21 protein-coding genes and 1 pseudogene are annotated in these 25,064 nt (G+C 62.4%); 6 read left to right on the top strand and 16 right to left on the bottom strand.

The window, feature by feature from the left end; all coding sequences use genetic code 11:
* Positions 1-78: 78 nt before the first annotated feature.
* Complete coding sequence (phhA, locus tag EHO51_RS11125; protein ID WP_124738957.1) at positions 79-957, top strand: phenylalanine 4-monooxygenase; 879 nt, start codon at positions 79-81, stop codon at positions 955-957.
* On the opposite strand, the gene EHO51_RS11130 is transcribed toward phhA, so the two are convergent.
* From EHO51_RS11130 to hppD, 3 genes are read right to left on the bottom strand one after another with little or no spacing between them, the layout of a single operon-like run.
* Positions 954-1,973, bottom strand: coding sequence for a fumarylacetoacetate hydrolase family protein (locus tag EHO51_RS11130; RefSeq protein WP_124738958.1), 1,020 nt, complete (start codon positions 1,971-1,973; stop codon positions 954-956). The two genes, phhA and EHO51_RS11130, sit on opposite strands and share 4 nt — an antisense overlap.
* The gene (gene hmgA, locus EHO51_RS11135) at positions 1,970-3,271 is read right to left on the bottom strand and encodes a homogentisate 1,2-dioxygenase (RefSeq protein ID WP_124738959.1); all 1,302 of its coding nucleotides are present in this window, start codon (positions 3,269-3,271) and stop codon (positions 1,970-1,972) included. The genes EHO51_RS11130 and hmgA overlap by 4 nt, the downstream gene beginning before the upstream one ends.
* A 2-nt stretch (positions 3,272-3,273) precedes the next feature.
* Positions 3,274-4,371, bottom strand: coding sequence for a 4-hydroxyphenylpyruvate dioxygenase (gene hppD / locus EHO51_RS11140; RefSeq protein ID WP_124738960.1), 1,098 nt, complete (start codon positions 4,369-4,371; stop codon positions 3,274-3,276).
* 70 nt (positions 4,372-4,441) lie between these two features.
* Between hppD and maiA the strand changes: the two genes are divergently transcribed.
* A complete protein-coding gene (maiA, locus tag EHO51_RS11145) occupies positions 4,442-5,071 on the top strand; it encodes a maleylacetoacetate isomerase (protein WP_124738961.1) in 630 nt (209 codons plus the stop codon).
* A 2-nt stretch (positions 5,072-5,073) separates the two neighbouring features.
* Here maiA and EHO51_RS11150 read toward each other — a convergent pair whose 3' ends face one another.
* The 3 genes from EHO51_RS11150 to pdhA are packed head-to-tail and all read right to left on the bottom strand — an operon-like array spanning position 5,074 to position 8,253.
* Positions 5,074-6,174, bottom strand: a complete 1,101-nt coding sequence (locus tag EHO51_RS11150; protein WP_124738962.1) for a dihydrolipoamide acetyltransferase family protein — start codon at positions 6,172-6,174, stop codon at positions 5,074-5,076.
* On the bottom strand, positions 6,171-7,151 hold the full coding sequence (locus EHO51_RS11155; protein ID WP_124738963.1) for an alpha-ketoacid dehydrogenase subunit beta: 981 nt from the start codon (positions 7,149-7,151) through the stop codon (positions 6,171-6,173). Before EHO51_RS11155 ends, EHO51_RS11150 begins: the two co-directional genes overlap by 4 nt.
* Complete coding sequence (pdhA, locus tag EHO51_RS11160) at positions 7,144-8,253, bottom strand: pyruvate dehydrogenase (acetyl-transferring) E1 component subunit alpha (protein WP_124738964.1); 1,110 nt, start codon at positions 8,251-8,253, stop codon at positions 7,144-7,146. Before pdhA ends, EHO51_RS11155 begins: the two co-directional genes overlap by 8 nt.
* A gap of 149 nt (positions 8,254-8,402) precedes the next feature.
* Here pdhA and EHO51_RS11165 point away from each other — a divergent pair, with 149 nt between their 5' ends.
* Entirely contained in the window at positions 8,403-9,524 is a 1,122-nt protein-coding gene (locus EHO51_RS11165) for a Glu/Leu/Phe/Val family dehydrogenase (protein ID WP_124738965.1), read from the top strand.
* On the opposite strand, the gene EHO51_RS11170 is transcribed toward EHO51_RS11165, so the two are convergent.
* From EHO51_RS11170 to EHO51_RS11210, 9 genes and pseudogenes are all read right to left on the bottom strand, one after another.
* Positions 9,521-10,711, bottom strand: coding sequence for an acetyl-CoA C-acyltransferase (locus tag EHO51_RS11170; RefSeq protein WP_124738966.1), 1,191 nt, complete (start codon positions 10,709-10,711; stop codon positions 9,521-9,523). The genes EHO51_RS11165 and EHO51_RS11170 overlap by 4 nt on opposite strands.
* Positions 10,712-10,736: 25 nt before the next feature.
* The gene (locus EHO51_RS11175) at positions 10,737-11,810 is read right to left on the bottom strand and encodes a 3-hydroxyisobutyryl-CoA hydrolase (RefSeq protein WP_124738967.1); all 1,074 of its coding nucleotides are present in this window, start codon (positions 11,808-11,810) and stop codon (positions 10,737-10,739) included.
* A 4-nt stretch (positions 11,811-11,814) separates the two neighbouring features.
* On the bottom strand, positions 11,815-12,966 hold the full coding sequence (locus tag EHO51_RS11180) for an acyl-CoA dehydrogenase family protein (RefSeq protein WP_124738968.1): 1,152 nt from the start codon (positions 12,964-12,966) through the stop codon (positions 11,815-11,817).
* Between the two features lie 26 nt (positions 12,967-12,992).
* Positions 12,993-13,952 (bottom strand): hydroxymethylglutaryl-CoA lyase, encoded by a 960-nt coding sequence (locus EHO51_RS11185; protein WP_124738969.1) that lies wholly within the window; start codon positions 13,950-13,952, stop codon positions 12,993-12,995.
* A complete protein-coding gene (locus EHO51_RS11190) occupies positions 13,949-15,955 on the bottom strand; it encodes an acetyl/propionyl/methylcrotonyl-CoA carboxylase subunit alpha (protein ID WP_124738970.1) in 2,007 nt (668 codons plus the stop codon). The genes EHO51_RS11185 and EHO51_RS11190 overlap by 4 nt, the downstream gene beginning before the upstream one ends.
* A gap of 1 nt (position 15,956) precedes the next feature.
* A complete protein-coding gene (locus EHO51_RS11195; RefSeq protein WP_124738971.1) occupies positions 15,957-16,745 on the bottom strand; it encodes an enoyl-CoA hydratase-related protein in 789 nt (262 codons plus the stop codon).
* A gap of 10 nt (positions 16,746-16,755) precedes the next feature.
* Positions 16,756-18,363 carry a carboxyl transferase domain-containing protein gene (locus tag EHO51_RS11200; protein WP_124738972.1) on the bottom strand — a complete coding sequence of 536 codons (1,608 nt, stop codon included), beginning with the start codon at positions 18,361-18,363 and terminating at the stop codon, positions 16,756-16,758.
* Positions 18,364-18,378: 15 nt separating this feature from the next.
* Positions 18,379-19,548: an isovaleryl-CoA dehydrogenase gene (locus EHO51_RS11205; protein WP_124738973.1), complete on the bottom strand. Its 1,170-nt coding sequence runs from the start codon at positions 19,546-19,548 to the stop codon at positions 18,379-18,381.
* A 102-nt stretch (positions 19,549-19,650) separates the two neighbouring features.
* A pseudogene (locus EHO51_RS11210) lies at positions 19,651-21,168 on the bottom strand (phosphoenolpyruvate carboxykinase); the annotation flags it as partial.
* 371 nt (positions 21,169-21,539) lie between these two features.
* On the opposite strand from EHO51_RS11210, the gene EHO51_RS11215 reads away from it, so the two are divergent.
* Positions 21,540-21,869 carry a hypothetical protein gene (locus EHO51_RS11215; protein ID WP_124738975.1) on the top strand — a complete coding sequence of 110 codons (330 nt, stop codon included), beginning with the start codon at positions 21,540-21,542 and terminating at the stop codon, positions 21,867-21,869.
* A gap of 44 nt (positions 21,870-21,913) precedes the next feature.
* Here the strand turns inward: EHO51_RS11215 and EHO51_RS11220 are convergent, their stop codons facing one another.
* Positions 21,914-22,477 (bottom strand): PRC-barrel domain-containing protein, encoded by a 564-nt coding sequence (locus EHO51_RS11220; RefSeq protein WP_245434557.1) that lies wholly within the window; start codon positions 22,475-22,477, stop codon positions 21,914-21,916.
* A gap of 211 nt (positions 22,478-22,688) precedes the next feature.
* Here EHO51_RS11220 and EHO51_RS11225 point away from each other — a divergent pair, with 211 nt between their 5' ends.
* Both EHO51_RS11225 and glf read left to right on the top strand, forming a co-directional pair.
* A complete protein-coding gene (locus EHO51_RS11225; protein ID WP_245434558.1) occupies positions 22,689-23,894 on the top strand; it encodes a glycosyltransferase in 1,206 nt (401 codons plus the stop codon).
* Positions 23,887-25,029 (top strand): UDP-galactopyranose mutase, encoded by a 1,143-nt coding sequence (glf, locus tag EHO51_RS11230; RefSeq protein ID WP_124738977.1) that lies wholly within the window; start codon positions 23,887-23,889, stop codon positions 25,027-25,029. Before EHO51_RS11225 ends, glf begins: the two co-directional genes overlap by 8 nt.
* Positions 25,030-25,064 lie beyond the last annotated feature (35 nt).

Consider the following 25,064-nt stretch of genomic DNA (forward strand, 5'->3'; position numbering starts at 1 on the left):
AAGGCGCGTCCGGCCGATGTCATCTCGCAAGACGGGATCGCGCGCCTATATGTTGGAGAGAGACAACGGACACCCGCGATGGGACTGCAACTCGCCAGCGAAAGCAAGAATCGATACGCGCAGGCGCCGCGACAGGCGGACTGGACGATAGATCAAAATTGGGCCTCGTACAGCGACGAGGAGCACGATCGCTGGAACAGGCTGTTCGCCCGCCAGGCGAAGCTCTTGCCCGGACGGGCCTGCGACGAATTCTTGGAGGCGAAGCAAAAGCTCGAACTGTCGCGCTCCGGCATTCCGGAGTTCGCGGATCTGACCCGCCGACTGGGGGCGATGACCGGCTGGAGCGTCGTCCCGGTGGCCGGGCTGATTCCTGACGACGCCTTCTTCGATCATCTCGCCAATCGGCGTTTTCCCGCCGGGGCATTCATTCGCCCGGAGTCGGAGCTCGAATATCTGCAGGAGCCCGACGTCTTCCATGACGTCTTCGGGCATGTGCCGCTCCTTGCCAATCCGACGTATGCGCGCTTTCTCGAAGCCTATGGCAAGGGCGGCCGACGGGCGCTCGCGCGCGGGCAGCTCCACAATCTCGCGCGACTCTACTGGTACACGATCGAGTTCGGCCTTATCGAGACGCCGAAAGGACTGCGCATTTTCGGGGCCGGAATCATGTCCTCGCCTTCCGAGACGATCTTTTCGCTCGAAGACTCGTCGCCAAACCGCGTCGCCTTCAACCTCGAACGCGTCATGCGAACGAATTACATCATCAGCGATTTCCAGCAGACATATTTTGTCATCGAAAGCTTCGAGAAGCTTCTCGCCGACGGTTATCAGGATTTTGATCCGATCTATGATCGCCTGCGCGACGCTTCTGACTTTGCGGCGCATGAGCTCGCGCCAGCAGACCGCATCATTTCGCGCGGCGATTTCCATTACTTCCGCGCCAAGCGCAGCGCTTAGGGCTGCGGCCCTGAGTTGGCCACCTGTTGCTCGATGGCGCCGAAGATCGAGCGCCCATCGGCGGCGCGCATCTCAATGCGCACCACATCTCCATCCTTCAGGAACGGCGTGCGCGGCGCGCCTTCGATAAGCTTCTCCACCACGCGCTGCTCGGCGATGCAGGAGTAGCCGTCTCCGCCCTGCGCAATCGGTCTGCCTGGCCCGCCATCGGCGTCCCGGTTGGAAACGGTGCCGGAGCCGATGATCGTTCCGGCGCTAAGCGCGCGCGTGCGCGCGGCATGCGCGATGAGACGCGGAAAGTCGAAGGTCATATCCTTTCCGGCGTCCGGCCGGCCGAGCGGCGCGCCATTGACGAAGGACAGCAGCGGCAGCGACAGCCGCTCGCCGTCCCAAGCGTCGCCAAGTTCGTCAGGCGTCACGGCGACCGGAGAAAAGGCGGACGCCGGCTTTGACTGAAAAAAACCAAAGCCTTTCGAAAGCTCCGGAGGGACCAGCCCGCGCAAGGTCACGTCATTGACCAGCATGACGAGCCTGATGTGATCGCGCGCCTCCTCCGGCGTCACGCCCATCGGCACATCGTCGGTGACGACCGCAACTTCGGCTTCCAAATCGAGATCGTGCTTTTCGTCGAGCAGGGGAATATCGTCACGCGGGCCAAGGAAGACGTCGGAGCCTCCCTGATACATCAGCGGATCGCTCCAAAAACTCTCCGGCATCTCGGCGCCGCGCGACTTGCGAACGAGCGCGACATGATTGACATATGCCGAGCCGTCCGCCCACTGATAGGCGCGCGGCAGCGGCGACGCGCAATCCTGCTCGCGAAAGGGAAAGCTCTCTCGAAGTCCGCATTCGAGCCGCGCCGCCAGCGCCCGCAGCTCCGGCGCCACGGCGTCCCAATCTTCGATCGCCGATTGCAGAGTGGGCGCGACGAAGCCCGCCGCAACAGCCCGCGTGAGATCCCGCGAAACGAGGATGAGAGCGCCGTCCCGTCGGCTCTTCAGGGATGCGAGCTTCACGGTCCATTGCCGGTGAAGTTGCGGCGCAAATCCGACCAGCACTCCGCATAGTCTTGATGAAGGGTTTCAAGCGACATGGCGAAAGAGGTCGGATAGAGCGGCAGTCGAGACTCGAACATAAAGGCGAGAGCGTCGTCGATCTTCACTGGGCCAAGATCGGCCTCAGAGGCCTGCTCGAAAGCTTCGGCGTCCGGGCCGTGCGGCAGCATCGCATTGTGCAGCGACATGCCGCCGGGCTCGAAGCCGGACGGCTTCGCGTCGTAGCGTCCGTAAATCAGACCCATGAACTCGCTCATAATGTTCAAGTGATACCAGGGAGGCCGGAACGTATGTTCCGCGACTTGCCAACGGGGCGGGAAAATCGCGAAATCGACGTTGCCCACGCCGCTTTCGTCTGAAGGAGAGGTCAGCACCGTAAATATTGATGGATCGGGATGATCGAACAGCACGGCGCCGACCGGACAGAATTTTCGCAGATCATATTTATAGGGCGCGTAATTCCCATGCCAGGCAACGACGTCAAGCGGCGAATGATCGAGGTCACAGCGATAGAAGCGGCCGCCCCATTTGACGCGGAGACGGCACGGCGTTTCCTTGTCTTCGAACGCGGCGGTCGGCGAAAAGAAGTCGCGCGGATTGGCGAGTCCATTCGCGCCGATCACGCCGCGATAGGGCAATGTAAACGGCGCGCCGTAGTTTTCACAGACATAGCCGCGAGACGGGCCGGCCGACAGCTCAACCCGAAATTTCACGCCGCGCGGAATGACGCATATCTCGCCGGGAGCGCATTCGATGAAGCCGAACTCGGTGAAGATGCGCAGCTCGCCGAACTGCGGGACGATCAGCAACTCGCCGTCGGCGTCGTAGAAATAGTCGTCGTGCATCGACCGCCCGGCGAGATAGAGATGCGCCGCCATGCCGACTCTCAGGCTGCAATCGCCCGCCGTCACGATGGTGCGCATTCCTTCGATGAAGGAGCCTGCGTCTTCTGGGACGTCACTCGCCCCCCAGCGCAGCTGCCCGAGCGGCGCGTCAACATCGCGGCAGGGCGCGGTTTTCCAGTGGCTCTGCTCGATGTCCTTGGGGTTGCGGAGGTGAAGGACGGAGGGTCGTATCCTGTAGAGCCAGGAGCGTTTGTTGAGATGGCTCGGCGCGGTGAATGCGGAGCCAGACAATTGTTCGGCGTAAAGCCCGTAAGGGCACCGCTGCGGCGAGTTCTGCCCCATCGGCAACGCGCCGGGCAGAGCTTCGCTCTCGAACTCATTGCCGAAGCCATGCAAATAGCGCGTGGAGGACATGCCTAACCTGCCGCCCGGTTCAAAACGCCGCGGCGGATCTGATCCTCTTCGATCGATTCAAATAGCGCCCGGAAATTTCCCTCGCCAAAACCTTCATCGCCCTTGCGCTGAATGAATTCGAAGAAGATGGGTCCAATAACCGTCTTCGAGAAAATCTGCAGCAACAGACGTCGGGCGCCCGTCGTGAGGCCGTCGACCAGAATGCCGAGCTCCTTAAGACGCTGGGTCGGCTCCCCGTGCCCCGGCAGCCTATGCTCAAGGGCTTCGTAATAGGCGTCCGGCGGCGCCGGCATGAAATCGAGCCCGTTGTTGCGCATCGCGACGACGGTCTCGTAAATATCGTGGCACGCGCAGGCGATGTGCTGAATCCCTTCACCCCTGTATGCGTCTAAGAATTCCTCGATCTGGCTTTTCTCGTCGGCGCTTTCATTGATCGGGATGCGAATCTTGCCGCAGGGGCTCGTCATGGCGCGAGAGCGCAGGCCCGTCATCTTGCCCTCGATGTCGAAGTAGCGAATCTCACGAAAATTGAAGATGCGCTCATACCATGCCGCGAGCGCGTCCATGCGGCCGCGCCGAACATTGTGAGTAAGATGGTCGATATTGGTCAGCCCCACGCCAGGGGGATTAGGATCGCGCTCTCCGATCCATCGAAAGTCGATGTCCCAGATCGAACCCTGATCGCCATAACGGTCGACGAGATAGATGAGCGAACCTCCAACGCCTTCGATAGCGGGAATGTTCAGCTCCATCGGGCCGACGCCGAAGGCGACAGGCTTTGCGCCCAACGAAACCGCGCGGCGCATCGCTTTTGCGGCGTCGACGACGCGGAAGCCGATGCAGCACACCGAAGGGCCGTGCGCTTTCTGGAATTCGGCGGCGAAGCTGTGAGGCTCCGCGTTCAGCACATAATTCACTTCCCCCTGCCGATAGAGCGTCACGTCCTTGGAGCGGTGACGCGCGACGGCGACGAAGCCCATCTTCTCGAACAGCGAGGCGAGTTGCGCGGGATCGGGGTGAGCGAATTCGACAAATTCGAATCCGTCTGTTCCCATCGGGTTTTCGGCGGGCGTTGCCGCGCCGCCAAGCGTCGAGTTCATGAGCGGGCCTATATACAGCTTTGGCTGACCTGATATTTAGATATTGCGTTCCCGATCCGGTTAAAGGCCCATGATCCTTTACGACTATTATCGCTCGTCGGCCGCCTATCGCGTGCGGATCGCCATTGCGCTCAAAAATCTGTTTGTCGAACGGCGGCCCGTACATCTCCTGCGCGGGGAACAGCGTGATCCCGGCTATCGCGCCAAAAGCCCGCTGGGCATCGTGCCGACCCTTCAACTTGATGATGGTCGACTCATTACCCAATCGCTGGCGATCATCGACTATCTCGACGCGCTGAAGCCTGAGCCGCCGCTCTTGCCGAGAGACCCCGTCCTGGCGGCGCAGGCGCGGGCTGCGGCGTTGACGATCGCCTGCGAGATTCATCCGCTCGCCAATCTGCGGGTGATAGAGGCGCTGCAAGGGGAATTCGGCGCAAGGGACGATCAGATTGCCGCTTGGCGCAGGCGATGGATCGCAGAGGGTTTGACAGCGGTCGAGGCGCTCATCGCGCCTGGCCCCTTCGCCTTTGGCGCCGAGCCGTCGCTTGCCGACATATGTCTCATTCCGCAGGTCTATAACGCGCGACGCTTCGACGTTTCACTCGAGGCCTGCCCGCGCATCCTTGCCGTAGAGGCGGCTTGCGCTGCGCACCCCGCCTTTATCGAAGCGCGTCCAGAGGCGCAGCCGGACGCGGAATAGATTTAGGCCGCGAGCGTCAAATCGGCGATCACGGCGCCCAGGAAGCGGCCTGCTTCGCCGCCGGTGACGACGCGGTGATCGAAAGTCAGGCTCAGAGGCAAAATCCGATGCACCGCTGGCGCGCCATCGACAGCGACAACCTCGTCTCTGATCCGGCCGGCGCCGAGGATCGCGACCGTGGGCGGCAGCACGATCGGCGCGGCGTAGCGCCCGGCGATCATGCCAAAGTTTGAAAGCGTGATGGTCGCGCCGCGCAGCTCCTCGGGCGGGATTCGCCGCGCCGCCGCGTCCTGCCGCAGGCGGTCGAGGCCCTTGCGTAAATCCTGAGCGTCGCGATTGCCGACATCCCGCAGAACAGGCACGAACAGGCCCTCTTCCGACAGATCCACCGCGACGCCAAGATCGATCTTCTTCATCACCCGACGCGCGAAGGCGTGAGGCTCGAACCAGGCGTTGAGCGCAGGCTCCGCCTTGCAGGCCTGGGCAAGAGCGCGGATCAGGCGGATGGTCGTGTCGGTTCCTGACGCCCACGCGTGAATATCGGCGTCGTCGACGATCGTGGCCGCCGCCACCTCCGCCTGCGCCTGCGCCATATTATGGGCCATGGCGCGGCGCACCCCCCGCAGCGGCTCGGCGGCTTCCGTCTCGCTCAGAATGCGCGCGACGCGTTCGATATCCTGCGTGGTAATCAATCCGTCCGCGCCGGAGGGCGTCACCATGGCGAGATCGACGTTCAGCTTGCGCGCCAGCGCTCTTACGGCAGGCGTCGCCCGCACCGCGCCGCCGACATGGCCGACTGAGATCGGCTGGTCGCGGACGACCCCGGACCCCTGCTGAACGGCGCCGACCACTGACCCTGTGTCTTCTCCCGCGCCCTCGAAACCCACCAGCGGCGCGCCGATGCGGATCACGTCTCCGGCGGAGGCGAACAGCCGCTCGATGCGGCCTCCCTGCGGCGATGGGATTTCGACGACGGCCTTGGCGGTTTCAACCGCCACGAGCGGCTGATCGACTTTAACGTCCTCGCCGGCGGCGACGCGCCATTCGACGAGTTCGGCCTCCTGCAACCCCTCTCCGAGATCGGGAAGACGAAAGATGTTCATGACGCCTCCATCACTTGCCGAACGCCGTCGACGATGCGATCCACGCTTGGAATATATTGCTTCTCCAGCTTCGCGAGCGGCACGACCACGTCATAGCCGGTGACCCGCTTGATCGGGGCGAGCAGATAGTAAAGCGCACGCTCAGCGATTTCCGCGGCGACCTCGGCGCCGAAGCCCGCCGTGCGCGGCGCCTCGTGAACAATGACGCAGCGTCCGGTCTTTTCAACGGAACGCAGAATCGTTTCCACATCGAGAGGCTTCAGAGTGGCGACGTCGATCACTTCGATCATCACGCCCTCTTCTTCGAGATTTTCGGCGGCGGCGAGCGTTTCGGGCACCATCGCGCCCCAGGTGACGACCGTCGCGTCGGCGCCTTCGCGCAGGATGAAGCAGGCGTCGAGCGGCAACTCCACGCCGTCGTCTTCGACCTCTTGGCGGAAGAGACGATAGAGGCGCGTGGGCTCGAGGAAGATCACCGGATCGGGATCGCGCACAGACGCCAGAAGCAGCCCGTAGGCTCGGGCGGGGGATGAGGGCGCGACGACGCGAAGGCCCGGCATGTGCGCGAACATCGCCTCCGGACTTTCGGAATGATGCTCGGGCGCATGAATGCCGGCGCCGCAAGGCGAGCGCAGCACCATTGGACAGGTCAGCCGCCCGCGCGTGCGATTGCGCATGCGAGACGCGTGATTGATGATCTGGTCGATGGCCGGATAGATGAAACCGGAAAACTGGATTTCGGCGACCGGCTTCAGCCCCATCGCCGCCATGCCGACCGCAACGCCGGCGATGCCGCCTTCCGCCAAGGGCGTGTCGATGACGCGCTCGCGCCCGAAGCGCGCCTGCAGGCCGTTCGTGGCGCGAAATACGCCGCCATTGACGCCGATGTCCTCGCCAAGCAGGAGGACGTCCTTGTCTTCGCCCATTGCGCGCGCGAGCGCGAGATTGACCGCTTCGACAAGAGTGATTTCAGACATGACCGTTTCCGTCGCCATTTGCGCTGCGCTGGGCAAATCGTCGCGCTTCCTCGCGCTGCCACTGCAGGGTATCCGGGAGCTTTGCGTAGAGATGTTCGAACATGGCGTCGGAGTTCAGCGGCGAGGCGTGCAAATAGGCTGCAACCTCGCGATCGACCTCTTCCGCACACGCCTTGTGCAGCTCCGCCTCTTGCTCTTTCGACCAGGCGCCTTCGCTCACAAGGTAAGCGCGCAGCCGAGCGATCGGTTCGCGCGTCCACTGCGCGCGCACGATTTCGGGATCGCGATAGCGCGATGCGTCGTCGGCGGTGGTGTGATCGCCGAGCCGATAGGTGAGCGCTTCGATCAGCGTCGGTCCGCCGCCCGATCGCGCCTTGTCGATCGCCCGACGCACCACTTCATGGACCGCAATGACGTCATTGCCGTCGACCTGGCGCCCCTCCATGCCGGCGGCGACGGCCTTTTGCGCGAGAGTTTCCGCGGCGCTCTCAAGTTCGCGCGGCGTCGATATCGCCCAGCCGTTATTGCAGATGATAAAAACAACAGGCGTCTTCCAGACTCCCGCCATGTTTAACGCTTCGTAAAAAGCGCCATTGGAGGTGCCGCCGTCGCCGATGAACGTGACGACGACGCGATCCTCCGTCCGTGCCATCAACGCGTATGCCGCGCCGACCGCCTGCGGGGCCTGCGTGGCGACGGGGACGCAGTTTGGAAAGTCGCCGCGCGCATTTTTGAAGTCGCTGCCGCGCTCGTCGCCGCCCCAATAGAGCAGACATTCGGACATCGCCATGCCGCGATAGAATTGCGCGGCGTGATCTCGATACGACGGCACGAGCACGTCGCGTTCGTCCATCGCCGCGGCCGCCCCGACGCCGATCGCTTCCTGGCCGAGCGCCGACGCGAACGTGCCCAACTGACCGGTGCGTTGAAGACTGATCGCCTTGTTGTCGAAGATTCTGGTTCGCGTCATCGCGCGATAGAATCGGAGCAGTCGTTCGATGTCCTTCGCCGACTTGCTCGCCGCCTTGCTGATCTCGCCGCCGGGCGACAACAGCTGAACAAGATCCATGTGGAGATCGAAGCCCATCTCAATGTTTCCCATCGCCCCGCTCCTGATGAGCGAATTAGCGCGGCGATACGCGAGGTCACGGCTCTGCGACATTTTTTTTGGCGATTTCCCGGCGCCGCAGCGCAGGAAAATGGGCCCAGCTACGGGCTTGACTGTATAGCCGGCTGTCCAATTTACCGATCATGCCCGCCAAATCGGAAATCGATCCCTTCTCCTTTCGAGACGAATTTGGCCCCGCGAAGATCGTCCATATCTGGTCGCCCTCGGTCAAACTACGCGCCGTCGTCGTCATCGACAATGTCGCCGCAGGTCCCGCCATCGGCGGCACCCGTATGGCGCCGGACGTCAGCGTCACGGAGTGCTTCCGACTCGCCCGGGCGATGACTTTGAAGAACGCGGCCTGCGGATTGCCGCACGGCGGCGCAAAATCCGTGATTTTCGGCGATCCCGATATGGCGCAGGCCGACAAAGAACGGCTCATTCGCGTGTTCGCCAAATCCATTGAGCAGCTCGTCGACTATATTCCCGGACCCGACATGGGCACGGACGAGACGGCGATGGCCTGGGTGCATGACGAAATCGGCCGCTCGGTCGGTCTCCCGGCTGAGATTGGCGGCATTCCTCTCGATGAAATCGGAGCCACGGGTTTTGGCGTCATGATCGCCGCGTGCGCAGCCGCGCCCTTCGCCGATGTTTCGCTACGCGGCGCGCGCATCGTCGTGCAGGGGTTTGGCGCCGTGGGCATACACGCTGCGCGGTTTCTGGCCAGCAAAGGCGCGCGAATGGTCGGCGTGTCCGACAGCCGCGGCGCGGTGGCTGACGAGGATGGGCTCGATATCGAGGCGCTCACCGCGCTGAAGCGCCAGGGCAAGAGCGTTGGCGACCTGGAGCGCGCGCGCGCCGTCGACCCTGAGTCGCTCATCGCCTTGCCTTGCGAGATCTTCATTCCGGCCGCACGCCCGGACGTGCTGCGCGCGGACAATGTCGACATGCTCGACTGTAAATTGGTGGTGCAGGGCGCGAACATTCCCGCCACCGCCGAGGCGGAACGCATGATGTTCGCGCGAGGAATCGTCAGCGTGCCGGATTTCATCGCCAACGCCGGCGGCGTGATCTGCGCGAGCATTGAATACAGCGGCGGCGGCGAAGCGGCGGCCTTCGCGGCGATAGAGGAGAAAATCGGCCGGAACACGCGGCTCACGCTGGAGCGGTCGCGCGCCGAGAGCGCTTCTCCTATCGACGCCGCGATGGAACTTTCGACCGACCGGCTGCGCAAGATCATGCAGCTGAGGCGCTGGGGCTAGCCCAACCGTTCGATCGCCATCGCGGTAGCTTCTCCGCCGCCGATGCAGAGCGCCGCCACGCCCCTTTTTAGGCCTTTAGCCTCCAGAGCGGCGAGAAGCGTGACGATGATCCGTGCGCCCGACGCGCCGATCGGATGGCCAAGGGCGCAGGCGCCGCCATGGACATTCACCTTCTCATGCGGCAAGTCGAGTTCGCGCATCGCCGCCATGGCGACGACGGCGAACGCCTCATTGATCTCAAAGAGGTCGACGTCGCGCGCCGCCCAGCCCACCCGGTCCAGGAGTTTACGGATCGCTTCGATCGGCATGACGGAAAAGCGGCTCGGCGCGCCCGCGACGGTGACGTAATCGCGAATGATGGCGAGCGGCGTCGCGCCGGCGCGCTCGGCCTCGTCGACGCGCATCAGGGCGAGCGCCGCCGCGCCGTCCGATATCGCGCTGGCGTTGGCGGCGGTGATCGTGCCGTCCTCCCTGAAGGCGGGTTTCAGGCGGGCGATATCCTGCGCCTTGGCGTTGCCGGGCAGCTCGTCGCTGGCGATGGCGCGCGCGTTGGCGCCTTTTCCCAGCGTTATGGGCGCGATCTCCTGCGCAAAAGAGTCGTCGCTCGTCGCGCGTTGGGCGCGCGCTAGCGACGTCGACGCATATTGGTCCTGCATCTCGCGGGTAAATTGATACTCCGTCGCGCAATCCTCCGCGAAGGAGCCCATCAGCCGACCCTTTTCGTAGGCGTCCTCCAGCCCATCCAGAAACATGTGATCGAGGACCTTGCGGTGTCCCATTCGATAACCGGTGCGCGCGCGATCGAGCAGATAAGGCGCGTTGCTCATGCTCTCCATGCCGCCGGCGACCGCGATCCGCGCGCCTCCAACAGCGAGCTGGTCGCTCGCGAGCATCACCGCCTTCATTCCAGAGCCGCACATTTTGTTGATGGTGACGGCGCCCGTCGTCTCCGGCAACCCGGCGCCGAGCGCCGCCTGCCGCGCCGGGGCCTGGCCAATGCCTGCCGAAAGCACGCAGCCCATGACGACTTCATCGATGTCGTTCGGCGCCAGGCCGGCGCGGGTCACGGCCGCCTCGATGGCGTACGCGCCGAGCTGCGGCGCGGAGACGTCCTTCAATTCTCCCAGAAACGCGCCGATCGGGGTGCGCGCGGCGCCTACGATGGCGACCGGTGCGGCAGCGCTCATGACAATCTCCTCATCGGCTGGCGAGCTAACCCCTCCAAGCGGAATATGGGGTTGAATCCCAACTTTTGAACGCCGGCAGCGGCGTGTCGTCCCCGGCGAGAATGTCTTCGACGGTTTCGTCGCTCACCGCGTCGAGCCGGTCCGGGGACCATTTCGGGCGCCGGTCCTTGTCGATGATCGCGGCGCGGATGCCTTCATAAAGATCGTGGGTCGCCAGCATGCGGCACGCCGCCTCGAATTCATTCGTCAGACACGTCTCGACGTCAGGCGCTCCCGCGGCGCGCAGCAGCAATGCGCGCGTCACTTTCAACGCCGTCGGCGACTTCGCGCTGATGTCCTCCGCCGCGCGCAAAGAGAATTCAGACCCTTCGCGCTCGAAGGCGGCGATAATGTCGTCCACTTGATCATGCGCCGTCGCTGCAGCGAGCAACGGCCTGTGCAGCGAGAGCCGGCCGTTCCCTGGGTGGCGGGCGAGGCGCCGCAACGCAACATCGACGTCTTCGGCGGCTCCTATCGTCGCCAGCGCGTCGATCAGCGGCGAAATGTCCTCTGCATGAATTAGAACATCCGCAAGACCGGCCTCGATCGCGTCCGCCGCCGCCACCGACGTCGCCGAAAGCGCCAGATAGGCGCCGATTTCGCGCGCTCTCGAAAGAAGCCAGGTCGCGCCCACATCAGGAAAGAATCCGATGCCAACCTCCGGCATCGCGACGCGGCTTCGCTCCGTGACCACTCGCCGGTTGCCATGCGCAGATATGCCCACGCCGCCGCCCATCACGACGCCATCCATGATCACGACATAGGGCTTGGGAAAGGAGGCGATGCGGGCGTTCAGCTCATATTCCTCGCGCCAAAAATCGGCGAACAGCCGCTTTTGTGCGGGCTCCAGCTCGTAGAGAATCCTCACGTCGCCGCCGGCGCACAGACCGCGATCGCCGGCGCCCGTGACGAGCACGGCGCAAATGCTCGCGTCGCCCCCGAAGTCGTCAAGCGCGCGCCGGAACTCTCGCACCATCGGCAGCGTCAGCGTGTTGAGCGCCTGTGGCCTGTTGAGGAGGATGCGTCCGAGACGGCCCTCTCGCGAAGCGATGAGATCCATATGCTTACTTCAGTAGCGAGCGTGCGATGATGACGCGCATGATTTCATTCGTTCCCTCCAGAATCTGATGGACGCGAAGGTCGCGAACAATCTTCTCGACGCCATATTCGCTAAGATATCCGTAGCCGCCATGCAATTGCAGCGCCTCATTGGCGACTGTGAAGCCGGCGTCGGTCACGACGCGCTTGGCCATGGCGCATAGCGTCGTGGCGTCTGGCGCCTTGACGTCAAGCGCCGCCGCCGCGCGCCAAAGGAATGTGCGCGAGACTTCAAGCTGCGTCGCCATATCCGCGAGCCGGAACTGCAGCGCCTGAAATTCGTCGAGGGCGCGCCCGAACGCCTTGCGGCTCGCCATGTAGCGCAGACTATGGTCGAAGGCCGATTGGGCGCCGCCAAGCGAACAGGCGGCGATGTTGAGCCGCCCGCCGTCGAGCGCGGCCATGGCGATCTTGAATCCGTCGCCCTCGCGTCCGATGAGATTATCGGCCGGCACGCGGCAGTCGTCGAAGATGACGGCCCGCGTCGGCTGGGCGTTCCATCCCATTTTTCGCTCGAGCGCGCCGAAACTTAGGCCTGGCGCGCCGCCCTCGACGACGAAGGCCGAAATGCCTTGCGGCCCCGACTCGCCGGTACGCGCCATGACCACATAGAGATGGTCGGCGCCGCCCGCGCCGGCGCCCGAGATAAACTGTTTCGCGCCATTCAAGACGTAGTGATCGCCGCTGCGCCGCGCCTGCGTGCGTAGCGCCGCAGCATCCGAACCGCTGCCCGATTCCGTCAGGCAGTAGCTCGAGAGAACCTCCATCGTCGCGAGCCCTGGCAGCCATGCGTTGATCTGGCGTTCGGTTCCGAAAGCGTCGATCAGGGCCGCGCACATATTGTGAATCGAGAGATAGGCGGCGATCGTGGGGCAACCCATTGCGAGCGCCTCGAAGATCAGCACGCCGTCAAAGCGCGTCAGCCCGGCGCCGCCGGACGCCTCTCGCACAAAGATCGCCGCCATGCCGAGCGCCGCGGCCTCACGCAGCGTGTCTGTCGGAAAGACATGCTCGCGGTCCCAATCGAGAGCAAAGGGCGCAAGGCGATCGCGTCCGAAGTCCCGCGCCAATTCACGAATGGCTTGCTGCTCGGCGCTCAATTCGAAATAGGACGACATTCGGCCATTCACCGCAATTGTTGACGTTAATCTGTCGCGTCGAAGCTTTTTGGCAAGTCAGCGTCGCAAGGGGCTTCGGTCGGATCGCCGCATCTGGCGGCATAGGCTTGCGCCACGCGACTCGCCGGCGCGCGCTTCAACTCGCGGCAGGCGAAAGCTCCGGCCTCCAAGAGTCGATCGAGCGACACGCCGGTTTCGACGTCCATTCGCTCAAGCATATAGACGACGTCCTCGGTCGCGACATTTCCGGCGGCGCCGGGCGCGAAAGGACACCCGCCAAGGCCGGCCAGCGAACTGTCGACAACGCTGACGCCGACTTCGAGGCACGCGAAAATATTGGCGAGCGCCTGTCCGTAGGTGTCGTGAAAATGCACCGCGATTTTGTCGAGCGGCGCGACGCGCGCCACTCTTTCGACCATTCGGCGGGCGGGCAGCGGCGCGCCGACGCCGATCGTATCGCCGAGCGAGACCTCGAAGCAGCCCATGTCGAGGAGCGCGCCGGCTACCGACGCAACTCGGCCGCTATCGACATCTCCTTCGTAAGGACAGCCTAAGACGCAGGAAATATAGCCGCGGGCCATGACGCCGTATCGCCGGGCTTCCGCGACGACTTTGGCGTATCGCGTGAGACTTTCCTCGATCGAGCAATTGATATTGCGCTTTGAAAACGTCTCCGACGCCGCAGCGAACACGGCGATCTCGTCCGCCCCGGCGGAAAGCGCCGCCGCGAGTCCGCGCAGGTTTGGAACCAGCACGCTCAGCCGCACATTTTGCCTTGGCGCAAGCGCAAGAGTTTCATCCGTATGCGCCATCTGCGGCACGGCCGTAGGGGAGACGAAACTTCCGGCTTCGATGCGCGAAAGCCCCGCGGCCGCAAGACGGCGGATGAGTTCGGCCCGGATCTGCGGCGACAGCATCACCTTCTCATTCTGCAGGCCGTCGCGTGGGCCGACCTCCACGATGTTGACATGTGCCGGAACGCTCACTCCTCGTCCTTTCGCAGGATCGTGACGAGTTCGGCGCCTTCGATCGCCATGTCGCCCGCTTCGCACGCCACGCTTTTGACGACGCCATCGTGCGGCGCGGCCATCGCGATCTCCATTTTCATCGCCTCCAGAACGACGAGAGTCTCGCCTTTGCTGACGGCGTCGCCCGATTTCACCGCAACTCGCGTGACGGTCGCCGGCATCGGGGCCAGCACGCGTTCGTCAGATGGTCCTTCGCTTTGCGAGGAGGTTGCCGCTTTCGCCCAGTGGATCACATAGTTCTTCCCGCGCAGAATGACGACAAGGCCATTATCCAACGCGACTGTTGAGACTTCGTGCTTCACTCCATCCACAAGCAACGAGAGGCGACCTGCGACAGTTTGAACGCCAACTTCCGTGACCGCGTCGCCAAAGTTCAGCAGGAAGCCGCCGTCCTGCGGACGCATGATTTGTGCAACAAGCGTCCGGCCCGCCTGCGTCACCCTGAGCTCATGATCGGCGCACTCATAGAGCCGCCACGCGTCCGTTCCGGCCCAGGGCGACCAATCGTCGCCCAGCGATCTACTCGCTTCAAGCGCGGAGCGCCGAGAGTCGGCCAGCAAAACCGCTGCCGCCGCCGCAAGAAGGACGCGGTCCGAATCCGTGCTCGGAGCCGCGGCGCACGTCAGCATAGCGATATTGCTCCCGACATATTCCGTGTCGTAATCGCCGGCCGCCATCCCGTCGCTCTTCGAGATCGCCCGCAGCAGATCGAGATTTGTGGCGACGCCAACGATTTCGACCTCTTCTAGCCCCGCCTGCAGGCGACGCAACGCCTGCTCGCGATTTTCGCCGAAGACGATGAGTTTCGCCAACAGCGAATCATAATAGGGCGTGACGCGATCCCCGGCGCGCACGCCTGAGTCGATGCGCAAGAAAGGCGCTTGCCGCGGCGCGCGGAAGTGGGCGATTTCCCCAACCGAAGGCATGAACCCGCGCGCGGGATCTTCCGCGCAGATCCGCGCTTCAATTGCGCAGCCGCTCATCCTCAGCTCGCTCTGCGTCAAGGGAAGCGGCGCGCCACAGGCGACGCGCAACTGCCATTCGACGAGATCCTGCTTCGAGACCATCTCGGTGACAGGATGTTCGACCTGAAGCCGCGTGTTCATCTCGAGAAAATAGAAGTGGTCTTCTCCGACGAGAAATTCGACCGTGCCTGCGCCGGTGTAGCCAGCGGCTCGGGAGGCGCGGATCGCCGCGTCGCTCATCTGCGCGCGTAACGAGGGCGTCAGACCGGGCGCGGGCGTCTCTTCAATAATTTTTTGATGGCGGCGCTGCATCGAACAGTCGCGCTCAAGGAAAGAAACGACGTTGCCGTGAGAGTCCGCGAAAATCTGGATTTCGACGTGCTTATAGCCGGAGAAATATTTCTCGATGAACAGCGTGTCATCCCCGAAGGCGGCGCCCGCTTCGCGCCGCGCGCTTTCGATCGCGGCGGACAACTCCTCAGGCGCGCGCACGATGCGCATGCCCCTTCCGCCGCCGCCGGCGGACGCCTTCACGAGCAATGGAAGACCGATGGCGCGCGCCGCTTCGAACAATTCAGCGTCGTCGCCGCCTGATGCCCCCGGCGCCACAGGCACCCCTGCACGCATCATCGCAGCCTTGGCCTCGCTCTTGGAGCCAAGTAGCCGCATGGCGTGGGGCGGAGGCCCGACGAAGATCAGACCGTTCGCCGAACAGGCTTCGGCGAAGTCCGCATTCTCGGCCAGGAATCCGTAGCCCGGATGTATGGCGTCCGCCCCGCTACGTCGGGCGACCTCGATGATCTTCCCGATCGACAGATAGCTGTCGCGCGCCGGCGCGGGTCCGAGAAGATAGGCTTCATCGGCAAGTTCGACATGCAGCGCATGCGCATCAGCTTCGGAGTAGACGGCGACCGATGTGACGCCCAATCTTTTCGCCGTGCGCATTATTCGGCAAGCGATCTCGCCGCGGTTCGCGATGAGGAGCTTGCGCATCATCTCAATCGGCCGCGATCCAGTGTGGCGCTCGTTTTTCAAGAAAGGCGGAGAGACCTTCCTGCGCCTCCGCGCTGGATCTTCTTGCGGCGAGACGATGCGCAGCTTCGCGCAAGAGTTCCGCATCGACGCCGTGGCCGTCGCATTCCGCGAAGAAGGTCTTTACGTCCGCCTGCGCGCCAGGCGCGCCGCGCAGCAAGTCCGCAACGATGGCCGCATGCGCCAAATTAACCTCCAACCTTGGCGCCACACGATGGACAAGACCCAACATCTGCGCCTCGGCGGCGGAAAAGCGCTCCGCCGTCAAAGCATATCTGCGCAGCTGCCGCAGGCCTATGGCCCGGATGAGAAAGGGCGCGACTATGGCCGGGAGCAATCCCAGCCGCACCTCATTGAGCGAGAATGACGCGTCGGCGGCGGCCACAACGATGTCGCAACACGCGAGCAGACCGACGCCTCCGCCAACAACGACGCCCTTGGCCAAGGCGATCGTCGGCTTTGACACCGTGTCCAGAGCGCGCAGCATTCGGGCGAGCGCCAAAGCGTCCTGTTCATTGGCGGTCGATGAACGCTGCGTGACGCGAATCATCGAGCCGATGTCGCCGCCGGCGCAAAAATAGTCTCCCGCGCCCTCAAGCGTAATGATGCGGACGTCGGCGCGCGCATCCAATTCTTCGAGCGCATCCTTTAGAAGGCCAATAAGCTCATAGTCGAGCGCATTGCGCTTGTCTGGACGGTTCAGCGTCAAAGTCGCGACGCCGTTCGCGTCAATCGATTGCAGCAAAGTCGTCATAGAACGTGACTCACATGCGAAATAAGCCAAAGCGCGTTTCTTCGACCGGCGCCCTTAGCGCGAAGGATAGCGCCAAAGCGACAATCCGTCTCGTATCGAGCGGGTCGATGACGCCGTCGTCCCAGAGCCGGGCGCTGGAATAGAGCGGCAGGCTTTGGCGCTCATATTGCTGACGAATCGGGCGCGCGAAGTCCTCTTCCTCTTCTTCCGAGAAAGCCTTCTGCCGTTTCTCCATGGCCTCGCGCTTGACGCGCGTCAGCACGCTCGCGGCCTGTTCCCCGCCCATGACGCCGATGCGCGCGCCCGGCCACATCCATAAAAATCGCGGCGAGTAGGCGCGCCCGCACATGGCGTAATTGCCGGCGCCAAAACTGCCGCCGACGATAATCGAGAGTTTCGGCACCGCGGCCGTCGCCACCGCCGTCACCATCTTCGCCCCTTCCTTGGCGACGCCGGCGCTTTCATACTTCGCCCCGACCATGAAGCCGGTCGTATTGTGCAAAAACAGCAGCGGTATTTTTCGTCGCGCGCAAAGCTCGATGAAATGCGCGCCCTTTTGCGCGCTCTCGGGAAACAAGACGCCGTTATTGGCCACGATCCCGACGGGATAGCCATGGATGTGCGCGAAACCTGTCACCAGCGTGGGGCCATACAGCTTACGGAACTCCTCGAATTCGCTCGCGTCGACAAGGCGCGCGATCACCTCGCGTATGTCGAACTGCTTTCGCGGGTCCTGCGGCAACAGACCGTAAATCTCGGCGGGATCGTAGCAGGGCTCCGCAGGCTTTCTCACCGGAACGGTGATGGCGCCGGAAGGCCCGAGATTGCCGACGATCTGACGCGCGATCTGCAGGGCATGGGCGTCATTCTCGGCGCAATGATCGGCAACGCCAGAACGGCGGCAGTGAACGTCGGCGCCGCCAAGCTCCTCGGCTGTTACGACTTCGCCCGTCGCCGCTTTGACGAGCGGCGGACCCGCAAGAAATATCGCGCCTTCGTTGCGCACGATAATCGTTTCATCGCTCATCGCCGGAACATAAGCGCCTCCGGCGGTGCACGAACCCATGACGACGGCGATCTGCGCAATGCCGTGCGACGACATCGTGGCCTGATTATAAAAAATTCGGCCGAAATGATCGCGGTCGGGAAAAACATCCTCCTGGCTCGTCAGATTGGCGCCGCCTGAGTCGACGAGATAGAGACAGGGCAGATTGTTCTGCGCGGCGATCTCTTGCGCGCGAAGATGCTTCTTTACAGTTAAGGGGAAGTAGACCCCGCCTTTAACCGTCGCGTCATTGGCCACGATCATGCATTCGCGGCCGCGCACCCGCCCGACGCCAGCGACGACTCCCGCCGCGGCGACACGCCCGTCATACATGCCGTGGGCCGCAAATGGCGCAATTTCGAGAAAGGGCGAAAAGGGATCGATAAGCGCGTCAATGCGCTGACGCGCGAGCATTTTGCCGCGGGCGAGATGCCGCTTACACGCCTGCTCGCCGCCACCCGCTCGAATATCCGCCGCAATCCGCCTCAACTCGGCGACGCGATCGGTCATCCCTTGATGATTGTTGGCGAAATCGGCGTCTTTCGGATGAACAAGGCTATCGAGGCGTGGCATATCCTAAATCCAAAATCAGGCTGTCTCCTGAAAGAGTTCGCGCCCGATCAGCATGCGGCGAATTTCGCTTGTTCCCGCGCCGATCTCGTAAAGCTTGGCGTCGCGCAACAATCTGCCAGTCGGATATTCGTTCATATAACCGTTGCCGCCGAGGCACTGAATGGATTCAAGCGCCATCCATGTCGCGCGTTCAGCGGCGAAAAGTATCGCGCTCGCCGCATCCTTTCTCGTCACGCGGCCGCGATCGCTCGCCTTCGCGACCGCATAGACATAGGCGCGCGTCGCCATGACAGCCGTGTACATATCTGCGAGCTTGCCCTGCATGAGTTCGAACTCGCCGATCGGCTGCCCAAATTGCTTGCGCTCATGCACATAGGGAAGCACGACATCCATGCAGGCCTGCATGATTCCAAGCGGACCGCCGGCGAGCACAGCGCGCTCGTAATCCAGGCCGCTCATCAGCACATTGACTCCGCGCTCGGGGAGGCCGAGCACGTTTTCTTCGGGAACCTCGCAGTCTTCGAATACGAGTTCGCATGTATTGGAGCCGCGCATGCCGAGCTTGTCGAGCTTCGCGCTTGATGAAAATCCGCGAAAGACGCGCTCGACAATGAAGGCCGTTATGCCATGCGAACCGGCGCCCGGATCGGTTTTGGCGTAGACGATCACGACATCGGCGTCGGGACCGTTCGTCACCCACATCTTGCTTCCGTTCAGGACATAACGATCGCCGCGCTTCACCGCGCTAAGCTTCATGTCCGTGACGTCTGATCCGGCGCCAGGCTCCGACATCGCGAGCGCCCCGACGTGTTGTCCCGAGACGAGGTTCGGCAGGTATCGCCGCTTCTGTTCGTCCGAGCCGTTACGATGGATCTGGTTGACGCAGAGATTGGAGTGCGCGCCATAGGACAGTCCGACAGACGCCGAGGCGCGGCTGATTTCCTCCATCGCCAGCACATGTTCCAGATAGCCCATGCCGGCCCCGCCATATTGCTCATGCACGGTCAGGCCGAGCGCGCCGAGCGCGCCGAGCTTGGGCCAAAGATCCGGCGGAAAAGCGTTTTGCGCATCGATCTGCTGCGCCCGCGGGGCGATTTCCGCCGTCGCGAAGGCCTCGGTTGCGCTGCGCACGCGGTCGGCCACGTCGCCGAGATCGAAGTCGAAAGTAGGCGTCCAATGGCGCATGCGCATCCTCCGACGGCGCACCAAGATAGAGCCTATATTTCTCGAATCAGCGAAGTTTCAAGTTGGCGCGCGCTTGCGCGGCCCTGTTTGGCGCTGCGCTGCCTACCGGACGACGCCCGGCTGGGCGTCGAGCACCTGCTGGTCGACGACCGGGGCGAACCGGCTAAAATTCGCCTCGAACATTCCGATCAGCCTTTTCGCCATTTGGTCAAAATCTTCGCGCGACGACCACGTCTGGACCGGATCTAGCATCTTGGAGTCGACGCCGAGCGCAGACGTCGGCACGGATAGTCCAAAGGAGGGATCCGTCCGGAAGTCGGCTTGCGCGAGGGACCCGTCGAGAGCGCCCTGAAGCAAAGCGCGCGTCGCCGCGATCGGCATTCGACGTCCGATCCCATAGGGGCCGCCCGACCAACCGGTGTTCACCAGCCAGCAGTTCGCTTCGCTGGAACAGATGAACTCGCGCAGCAAATCGGCGTATTCCGTCGGCCGGCGCGGCATGAAGGGCGCGCCAAAGCAGGCGGAGAACGTCGCCTGGGGCTCTTTGACGCCGCGCTCGGTCCCTGCGACCTTTGCGGTGTAGCCGGACAGAAAATGATACATCGCCTGCGCGGGCGTAAGACGGGCGATCGGCGGCAGCACGCCAAAGGCGTCACACGTCAGCATCACGACGTTCCTGGGATGACTCGCCCGACGCGTCGTCGAAGCATTGGAGATGAAGTCGAGCGGATAGGCGATCCGCGTGTTTTCGGTTTTCGAATCGTCGTCGAAGTCGAACCGCCCCGCGCGGGGATCGTACGACACATTCTCAAGGATTGCGCCCCGACGGTGAGACGCGGCGTAGATGTCCGGCTCCGAGTGCTGCGCAAGCCGGATCGCCTTAGCGTAGCAGCCGCCTTCAAAGTTGAAGAGACCGCTCTCGTCCCACCCATGCTCGTCGTCGCCAATCAGGCTGCGCGCCGGATCGGCGGAAAGCGTCGTCTTACCTGTCCCAGAAAGTCCGAAGAACACCGCCGATCCACCCTCGCCGTCATTGACGGCGCAATGCATCGGCAACACGCCTTTCGCGGGCAGAATAAAGTTGAGATAGGTGAAGATCGATTTCTTGATTTCTCCCGCATATTGTGTGCCGCCGATCAGCACGACGCCTCTCGAGAAATCGATGGCGATCACTGTGGTGGAGCGACACCCGTGCCGCAATGGGTCGGCCCGGAAGGAGGGCAGATCCAGAACTGTCAACTGCGGCTCGAAACCACTCGTGCTCTCAACCGGAGTGAAAAGATGCCGCGCAAAGAGCGAATGCCAAGCATATTCGGTCAAAACACGAATATTTAGCTGGTGCGCTGGCGCGGCGCAGGCATGGAGATCCTGAGCGAAGAGCCTCATACGACGCGCGTGCGTCAGCATGTCTTGATGCAGTCGGCCAAATTGCTCTGGCGTCATCGAAAGATTGTTGTCCCACCAGATCGTCGGTTCGGTCAGCGCGTTGCAGACGATGAATTTGTCGTTCGGCGATCGCCCCGTGTGGGCGCCGGTTTCCACGACGAGGCCGCCTGTCGCGGATGCGATTCCCTCCCCGCGTCGGATCGCTTCGGCGTAGAGTTCGCTCGTCTTGCAATTCCGACGCGCCTTTGTGAAGAGGTCTGTGTCGTCAACCGCCCACCCCCCGACGTCATCCGCTCGCCACATCGCCGTGTTCGTCATCCCGAGATCTTCCTCACCAACTCGCTAACATACGGCGCGAACTGCGTTTGACGCGCCAGCTAAGCGCAAGCACTTTCAGGAAATAAAGCATAGATCATTCAAATCAAGCCGCCGTCGACGTTCCGCTGAACGGCGCTCGATCAGCGACGGCCAAGGCCCGACTACGAGGCCTGCCGAACACGTGGGCTCCACAGGAGCTGCGATGTCCTGGCCTTTCCCCGATTGGAACAACGACGATGTCAGCGGGTTAAGGCGAGGCTCGAACTATTTCGAGGATGGAGGCAAGAATGGCGACGCCAGAACTGGAGCGCATCCGACAATCGGATCGCCCGATCAGCGAGACTGCTGCGATCATGGGCGACAAAGCAATGGCGGCGGCCGACAGAGTCGGGCAACGCATCAATCAGACAATGGAGCAAGCCGGATCGGCGATGTCCACGGTGCAGGAGAAGGGCAGCGAAGCCGCCGGACGCGCCGGCGATGTGATCGGCAACTTCCGGCAGGCCATCGAGAAGTCGGCGCGCAGTCAGCCAACGACGACTGTGCTCATGGCGGTGGCAGCGGGATTTATGCTGGGCGCGATGTGGAATTCGGGCAGCAGCAATCCGCGCGACTAACCTTGGCGGATGAATGATGGCCGGCGCATGAGCGTCGGCCATATTCAGTTTCGGTCCAGCGCGCTCGGGTCTCGCGCGCGCTCAGAGGGTAAGGCGCTGGGCCAGTCGTCGGCTTGAAGCGCCGGAAGCGCGTCGAGTTCCTTCCTAGATATTTTACTGTGCGCAAAATCGGCTGTGAACTCTATGTTCGCCGGATCGACGGCGCGGAGCGTCTCGCCAACGCCGCCCATTCCATATTGCGCGACGACCACATAGGCGAGGCCGCGCTGATCGCGTCTCAGCATCAAATCAACGATGACGCCGAGCCTCTCGCCGCTCGCGTCGATGACATTAGCGCCAACGGCCGCCGACGCAGAAAAGAGCGTCGGCACGGCGTCCGCGTGGCTGCTCTTGCGCACGGCCTTGATGCTTCCGTCCTCATGCCTTGCCTGCCTGCCCAACCACCGCCATACCCCAATCAAGTTGACCACCGTAAGAACAAGATTGGTGAGCAACAGATTGCGCTGATGGGAGTACGTCGCGGTCAAGCTCCAGGCGACGGAGCCGATTGCAAACACGACGAAACCCCACCCCGTGACGCGCGCGCCCGCGTTGGCGGCGGTCATCATCGCGGCGATCATTGTTGCGGCTGGTGCGATCCAGCCTAACGCCCATTCCCACATAAGTGACCGCCATTAGGCCCACGCCCGCGCCGTTTACCTGAAACGCGCCGTTAAAGACGCTGTTCCGACACATCAGTGGCCACGCCGGAGATAGGCCGGCGCGGGAGCGATCGCCGCCGCGGAAACCTGTCCAACTGTTCATAATGCCGGAACAAAGTTGCTGAACCCGAGTTTGTTCAGGGAGATCGAAAAGCAAAGAAAACGGCAAGGCTTGAGGTGGAGCATGATGTCAGTTCCAAGTCATCTTTTTTGTTTCTCCCATCTTCGTTGGAACTTCGTTTATCAGCGACCCCAGCATCTTTTGAGTCGAGCAGCTAGAAATCTCAGCGTCTTCTACGTTGAAGAGCCCATCTTTTCTCAAGATGACGTAGGCGTAAAAATCCAGAGGGACGAAGCCTGCGGCGTCGTTGTCGTGACGCCTGTTCTTCCAGAAGGCCTCTCACCAGACGAAATCACAAACGCGCAACATCGAGTCGTAAACGAATTGCTCGCTGATGTGCGGCCTTCGCGATGGGTTAGCTGGTACTATACGCCCATGGCGCTTCAGTTTACGCGCCATCTGACTCCCAACCTGCGCGTCTATGACAATATGGATGAGCTTTCCGCGTTTGCTGGAGCGCCGCAAGGCATTCTCGACCTCGAACGAGAGTTGATGGCCAAGAGCGAACTCATGTTCGTCGGCGGACAGAGCCTGTACGAATCCAAACGTAAGCGACACGACAACATTCACGTTTTTCCGAGCAGCGTCGACACCGCCCACTTCAAAAGCGCGCGAGAGCGCAGTGTTGACCCTCTTGATCAAAGGGAGATTCCGCATCCCCGCATCGGGTTCTTTGGCGTGATCGATGAACGCATGAATATGGATATCGTCGCCGGCATCTCGGCGCTGCGGCCGCAATGGCAATTGGTGATGATCGGCCCTACCGCGAAGATCAGCCCCGAATCTCTGCCGCGCGCCGAAAATATTCATTGGCTGGGCTGCAAGCAGTACCAGGAGCTTCCGAACTACCTATCCGGATGGGACGTCGGAATCATGCCATTCGCGTTGAATGAAGCGACGCGTTTTATCAGCCCGACGAAGACCCCGGAGTTTCTCGCTGCAGGCGTGCCAGTGGTTTCAACGGCCATCGCCGATGTCGTTAACCCCTACGGCGCGGCCGGGCACGTGGAAATCGCGTCGAGCGCGGAAGAGTTCGTCGCCAAGATTGATCTGTTGCTGGCGCGGCCGAAGGCGCACTGGCTCAGCGCAGTCGATGCGCATCTGGCGGAAATGTCGTGGGACAAGACCTGGGCGAGGATGATGCTGCACATCGCGAGCGTCGGCGCCGAGACCAAATCAGCGCGGGAGGGGCAACTTGTTTGACTGGCTTATCGTCGGGGCAGGCTTCGCGGGAAGCGTGCTGGCCGAGCGGCTTGCGTCGCAGCGTGACGAGCGCGTCCTTCTTATCGATCGTCGACCGCACATTGGCGGCAACGCCTATGATCGCTACGACGAGGCCGGCGTGCTCATGCATCAGTACGGCCCGCATATCTTTCACACGAACTCCGAAGCCGTCTTCGAGCATCTTTCGCAGTTCACGCGTTGGCGTCCGTACGAGCACCGCGTGCTCGCGAATGTGGACGGCATGCTCGTGCCTATTCCGATCAACTTGGACACGGTGAATCGCCTCTACGGCCTCTCCCTAGATTCCGAGCAACTTGCGCAGTGGTTCGCAAGCCGCGCCGAACATTGTGAAGAGATCAAAACGTCTGAGGACGTCGTCGTCAGCACCGTGGGGCGAGAACTCTACGAGAAATTCTTTCGCGGCTACACCAAAAAGCAGTGGGGCGTAGAGCCGTCGCAGCTGGACAAGTCCGTAACGGCGCGGGTGCCTACGCGCCTCAATCGCGACGACCGCTATTTTGGCGATGAATACCAATTCATGCCGCTTCACGGCTACACGCGCATGTTCGAACGGATGGTGGACCACCCCAACATCAACGTCATGCTGCAGACCGACTTTGAGGAAGTGCGCAACGAAGTCTTCTATAAACGGCTGATCTTCACCGGGCCAATCGACGAATATTTCAATTTCCGCTTCGGCAAGCTGCCCTATCGATCCCTGCGCTTCGAACATGTCACGCTCGACAAGCAGCAGCATCAGCCTGTGGCGGTCGTCAATTATCCACAAACTGAAGCCTATACGCGGGTGACCGAATATAAGCATCTCACGGGTCAGGAACATCCCAAAACAAGCCTGACCTATGAATTCCCGAGCGATGAAGGCGATCCCTATTATCCCGTGCCGCGCCCGGAAAATGCGGAAGTCTACAAGCGCTATGAGAAGCTTGCGATCGCGCAGCAAAATGTTTGGTTTGTCGGGCGGTTAGCAACCTATCGCTACTACAATATGGATCAGGTGGTCGGCCAGGCGCTCGCGACGTTCCGACGGATCAACAAGGAGATCCCAGCGCGCAACAGCGCGGCCTTCGCGACGGCCTCAGTCGCCGCTGAATAGTCGAGTCGCGATCGCGATGAGGAAACTCTGTTGCG

Origin of the sequence: Methylocystis rosea, from assembly GCF_003855495.1 — a bacterium.
In the GTDB taxonomy this organism is placed as follows: Bacteria; Pseudomonadota; Alphaproteobacteria; order Rhizobiales; family Beijerinckiaceae; genus Methylocystis; species Methylocystis rosea_A.

Excerpts from the sequence above, each read along its gene's own strand:
- phhA (WP_124738957.1), top strand. The coding sequence starts at position 79 with ATGGGACTGCAACTCGCCAGCGAAAGCAAGAATCGATACGCGCAGGCG.
- hmgA (WP_124738959.1), bottom strand. The coding sequence starts at position 3,271 with ATGTCCTCCACGCGCTATTTGCATGGCTTCGGCAATGAGTTCGAGAGC.
- hppD (WP_124738960.1), bottom strand. The coding sequence starts at position 4,371 with ATGAACTCGACGCTTGGCGGCGCGGCAACGCCCGCCGAAAACCCGATG.
- maiA (WP_124738961.1), top strand. The coding sequence starts at position 4,442 with ATGATCCTTTACGACTATTATCGCTCGTCGGCCGCCTATCGCGTGCGG.
- EHO51_RS11150 (WP_124738962.1), bottom strand. The coding sequence starts at position 6,174 with ATGAACATCTTTCGTCTTCCCGATCTCGGAGAGGGGTTGCAGGAGGCC.
- EHO51_RS11155 (WP_124738963.1), bottom strand. The coding sequence starts at position 7,151 with ATGTCTGAAATCACTCTTGTCGAAGCGGTCAATCTCGCGCTCGCGCGC.
- pdhA (WP_124738964.1), bottom strand. The coding sequence starts at position 8,253 with ATGGGAAACATTGAGATGGGCTTCGATCTCCACATGGATCTTGTTCAG.
- EHO51_RS11165 (WP_124738965.1), top strand. The coding sequence starts at position 8,403 with ATGCCCGCCAAATCGGAAATCGATCCCTTCTCCTTTCGAGACGAATTT.
- EHO51_RS11170 (WP_124738966.1), bottom strand. The coding sequence starts at position 10,711 with ATGAGCGCTGCCGCACCGGTCGCCATCGTAGGCGCCGCGCGCACCCCG.
- EHO51_RS11175 (WP_124738967.1), bottom strand. The coding sequence starts at position 11,810 with ATGGATCTCATCGCTTCGCGAGAGGGCCGTCTCGGACGCATCCTCCTC.
- EHO51_RS11180 (WP_124738968.1), bottom strand. The coding sequence starts at position 12,966 with ATGTCGTCCTATTTCGAATTGAGCGCCGAGCAGCAAGCCATTCGTGAA.
- EHO51_RS11190 (WP_124738970.1), bottom strand. The coding sequence starts at position 15,955 with ATGATGCGCAAGCTCCTCATCGCGAACCGCGGCGAGATCGCTTGCCGA.
- EHO51_RS11195 (WP_124738971.1), bottom strand. The coding sequence starts at position 16,745 with ATGACGACTTTGCTGCAATCGATTGACGCGAACGGCGTCGCGACTTTG.
- EHO51_RS11200 (WP_124738972.1), bottom strand. The coding sequence starts at position 18,363 with ATGCCACGCCTCGATAGCCTTGTTCATCCGAAAGACGCCGATTTCGCC.
- EHO51_RS11205 (WP_124738973.1), bottom strand. The coding sequence starts at position 19,548 with ATGCGCCATTGGACGCCTACTTTCGACTTCGATCTCGGCGACGTGGCC.
- EHO51_RS11215 (WP_124738975.1), top strand. The coding sequence starts at position 21,540 with ATGGCGACGCCAGAACTGGAGCGCATCCGACAATCGGATCGCCCGATC.
- EHO51_RS11220 (WP_245434557.1), bottom strand. The coding sequence starts at position 22,477 with ATGATGACCGCCGCCAACGCGGGCGCGCGCGTCACGGGGTGGGGTTTC.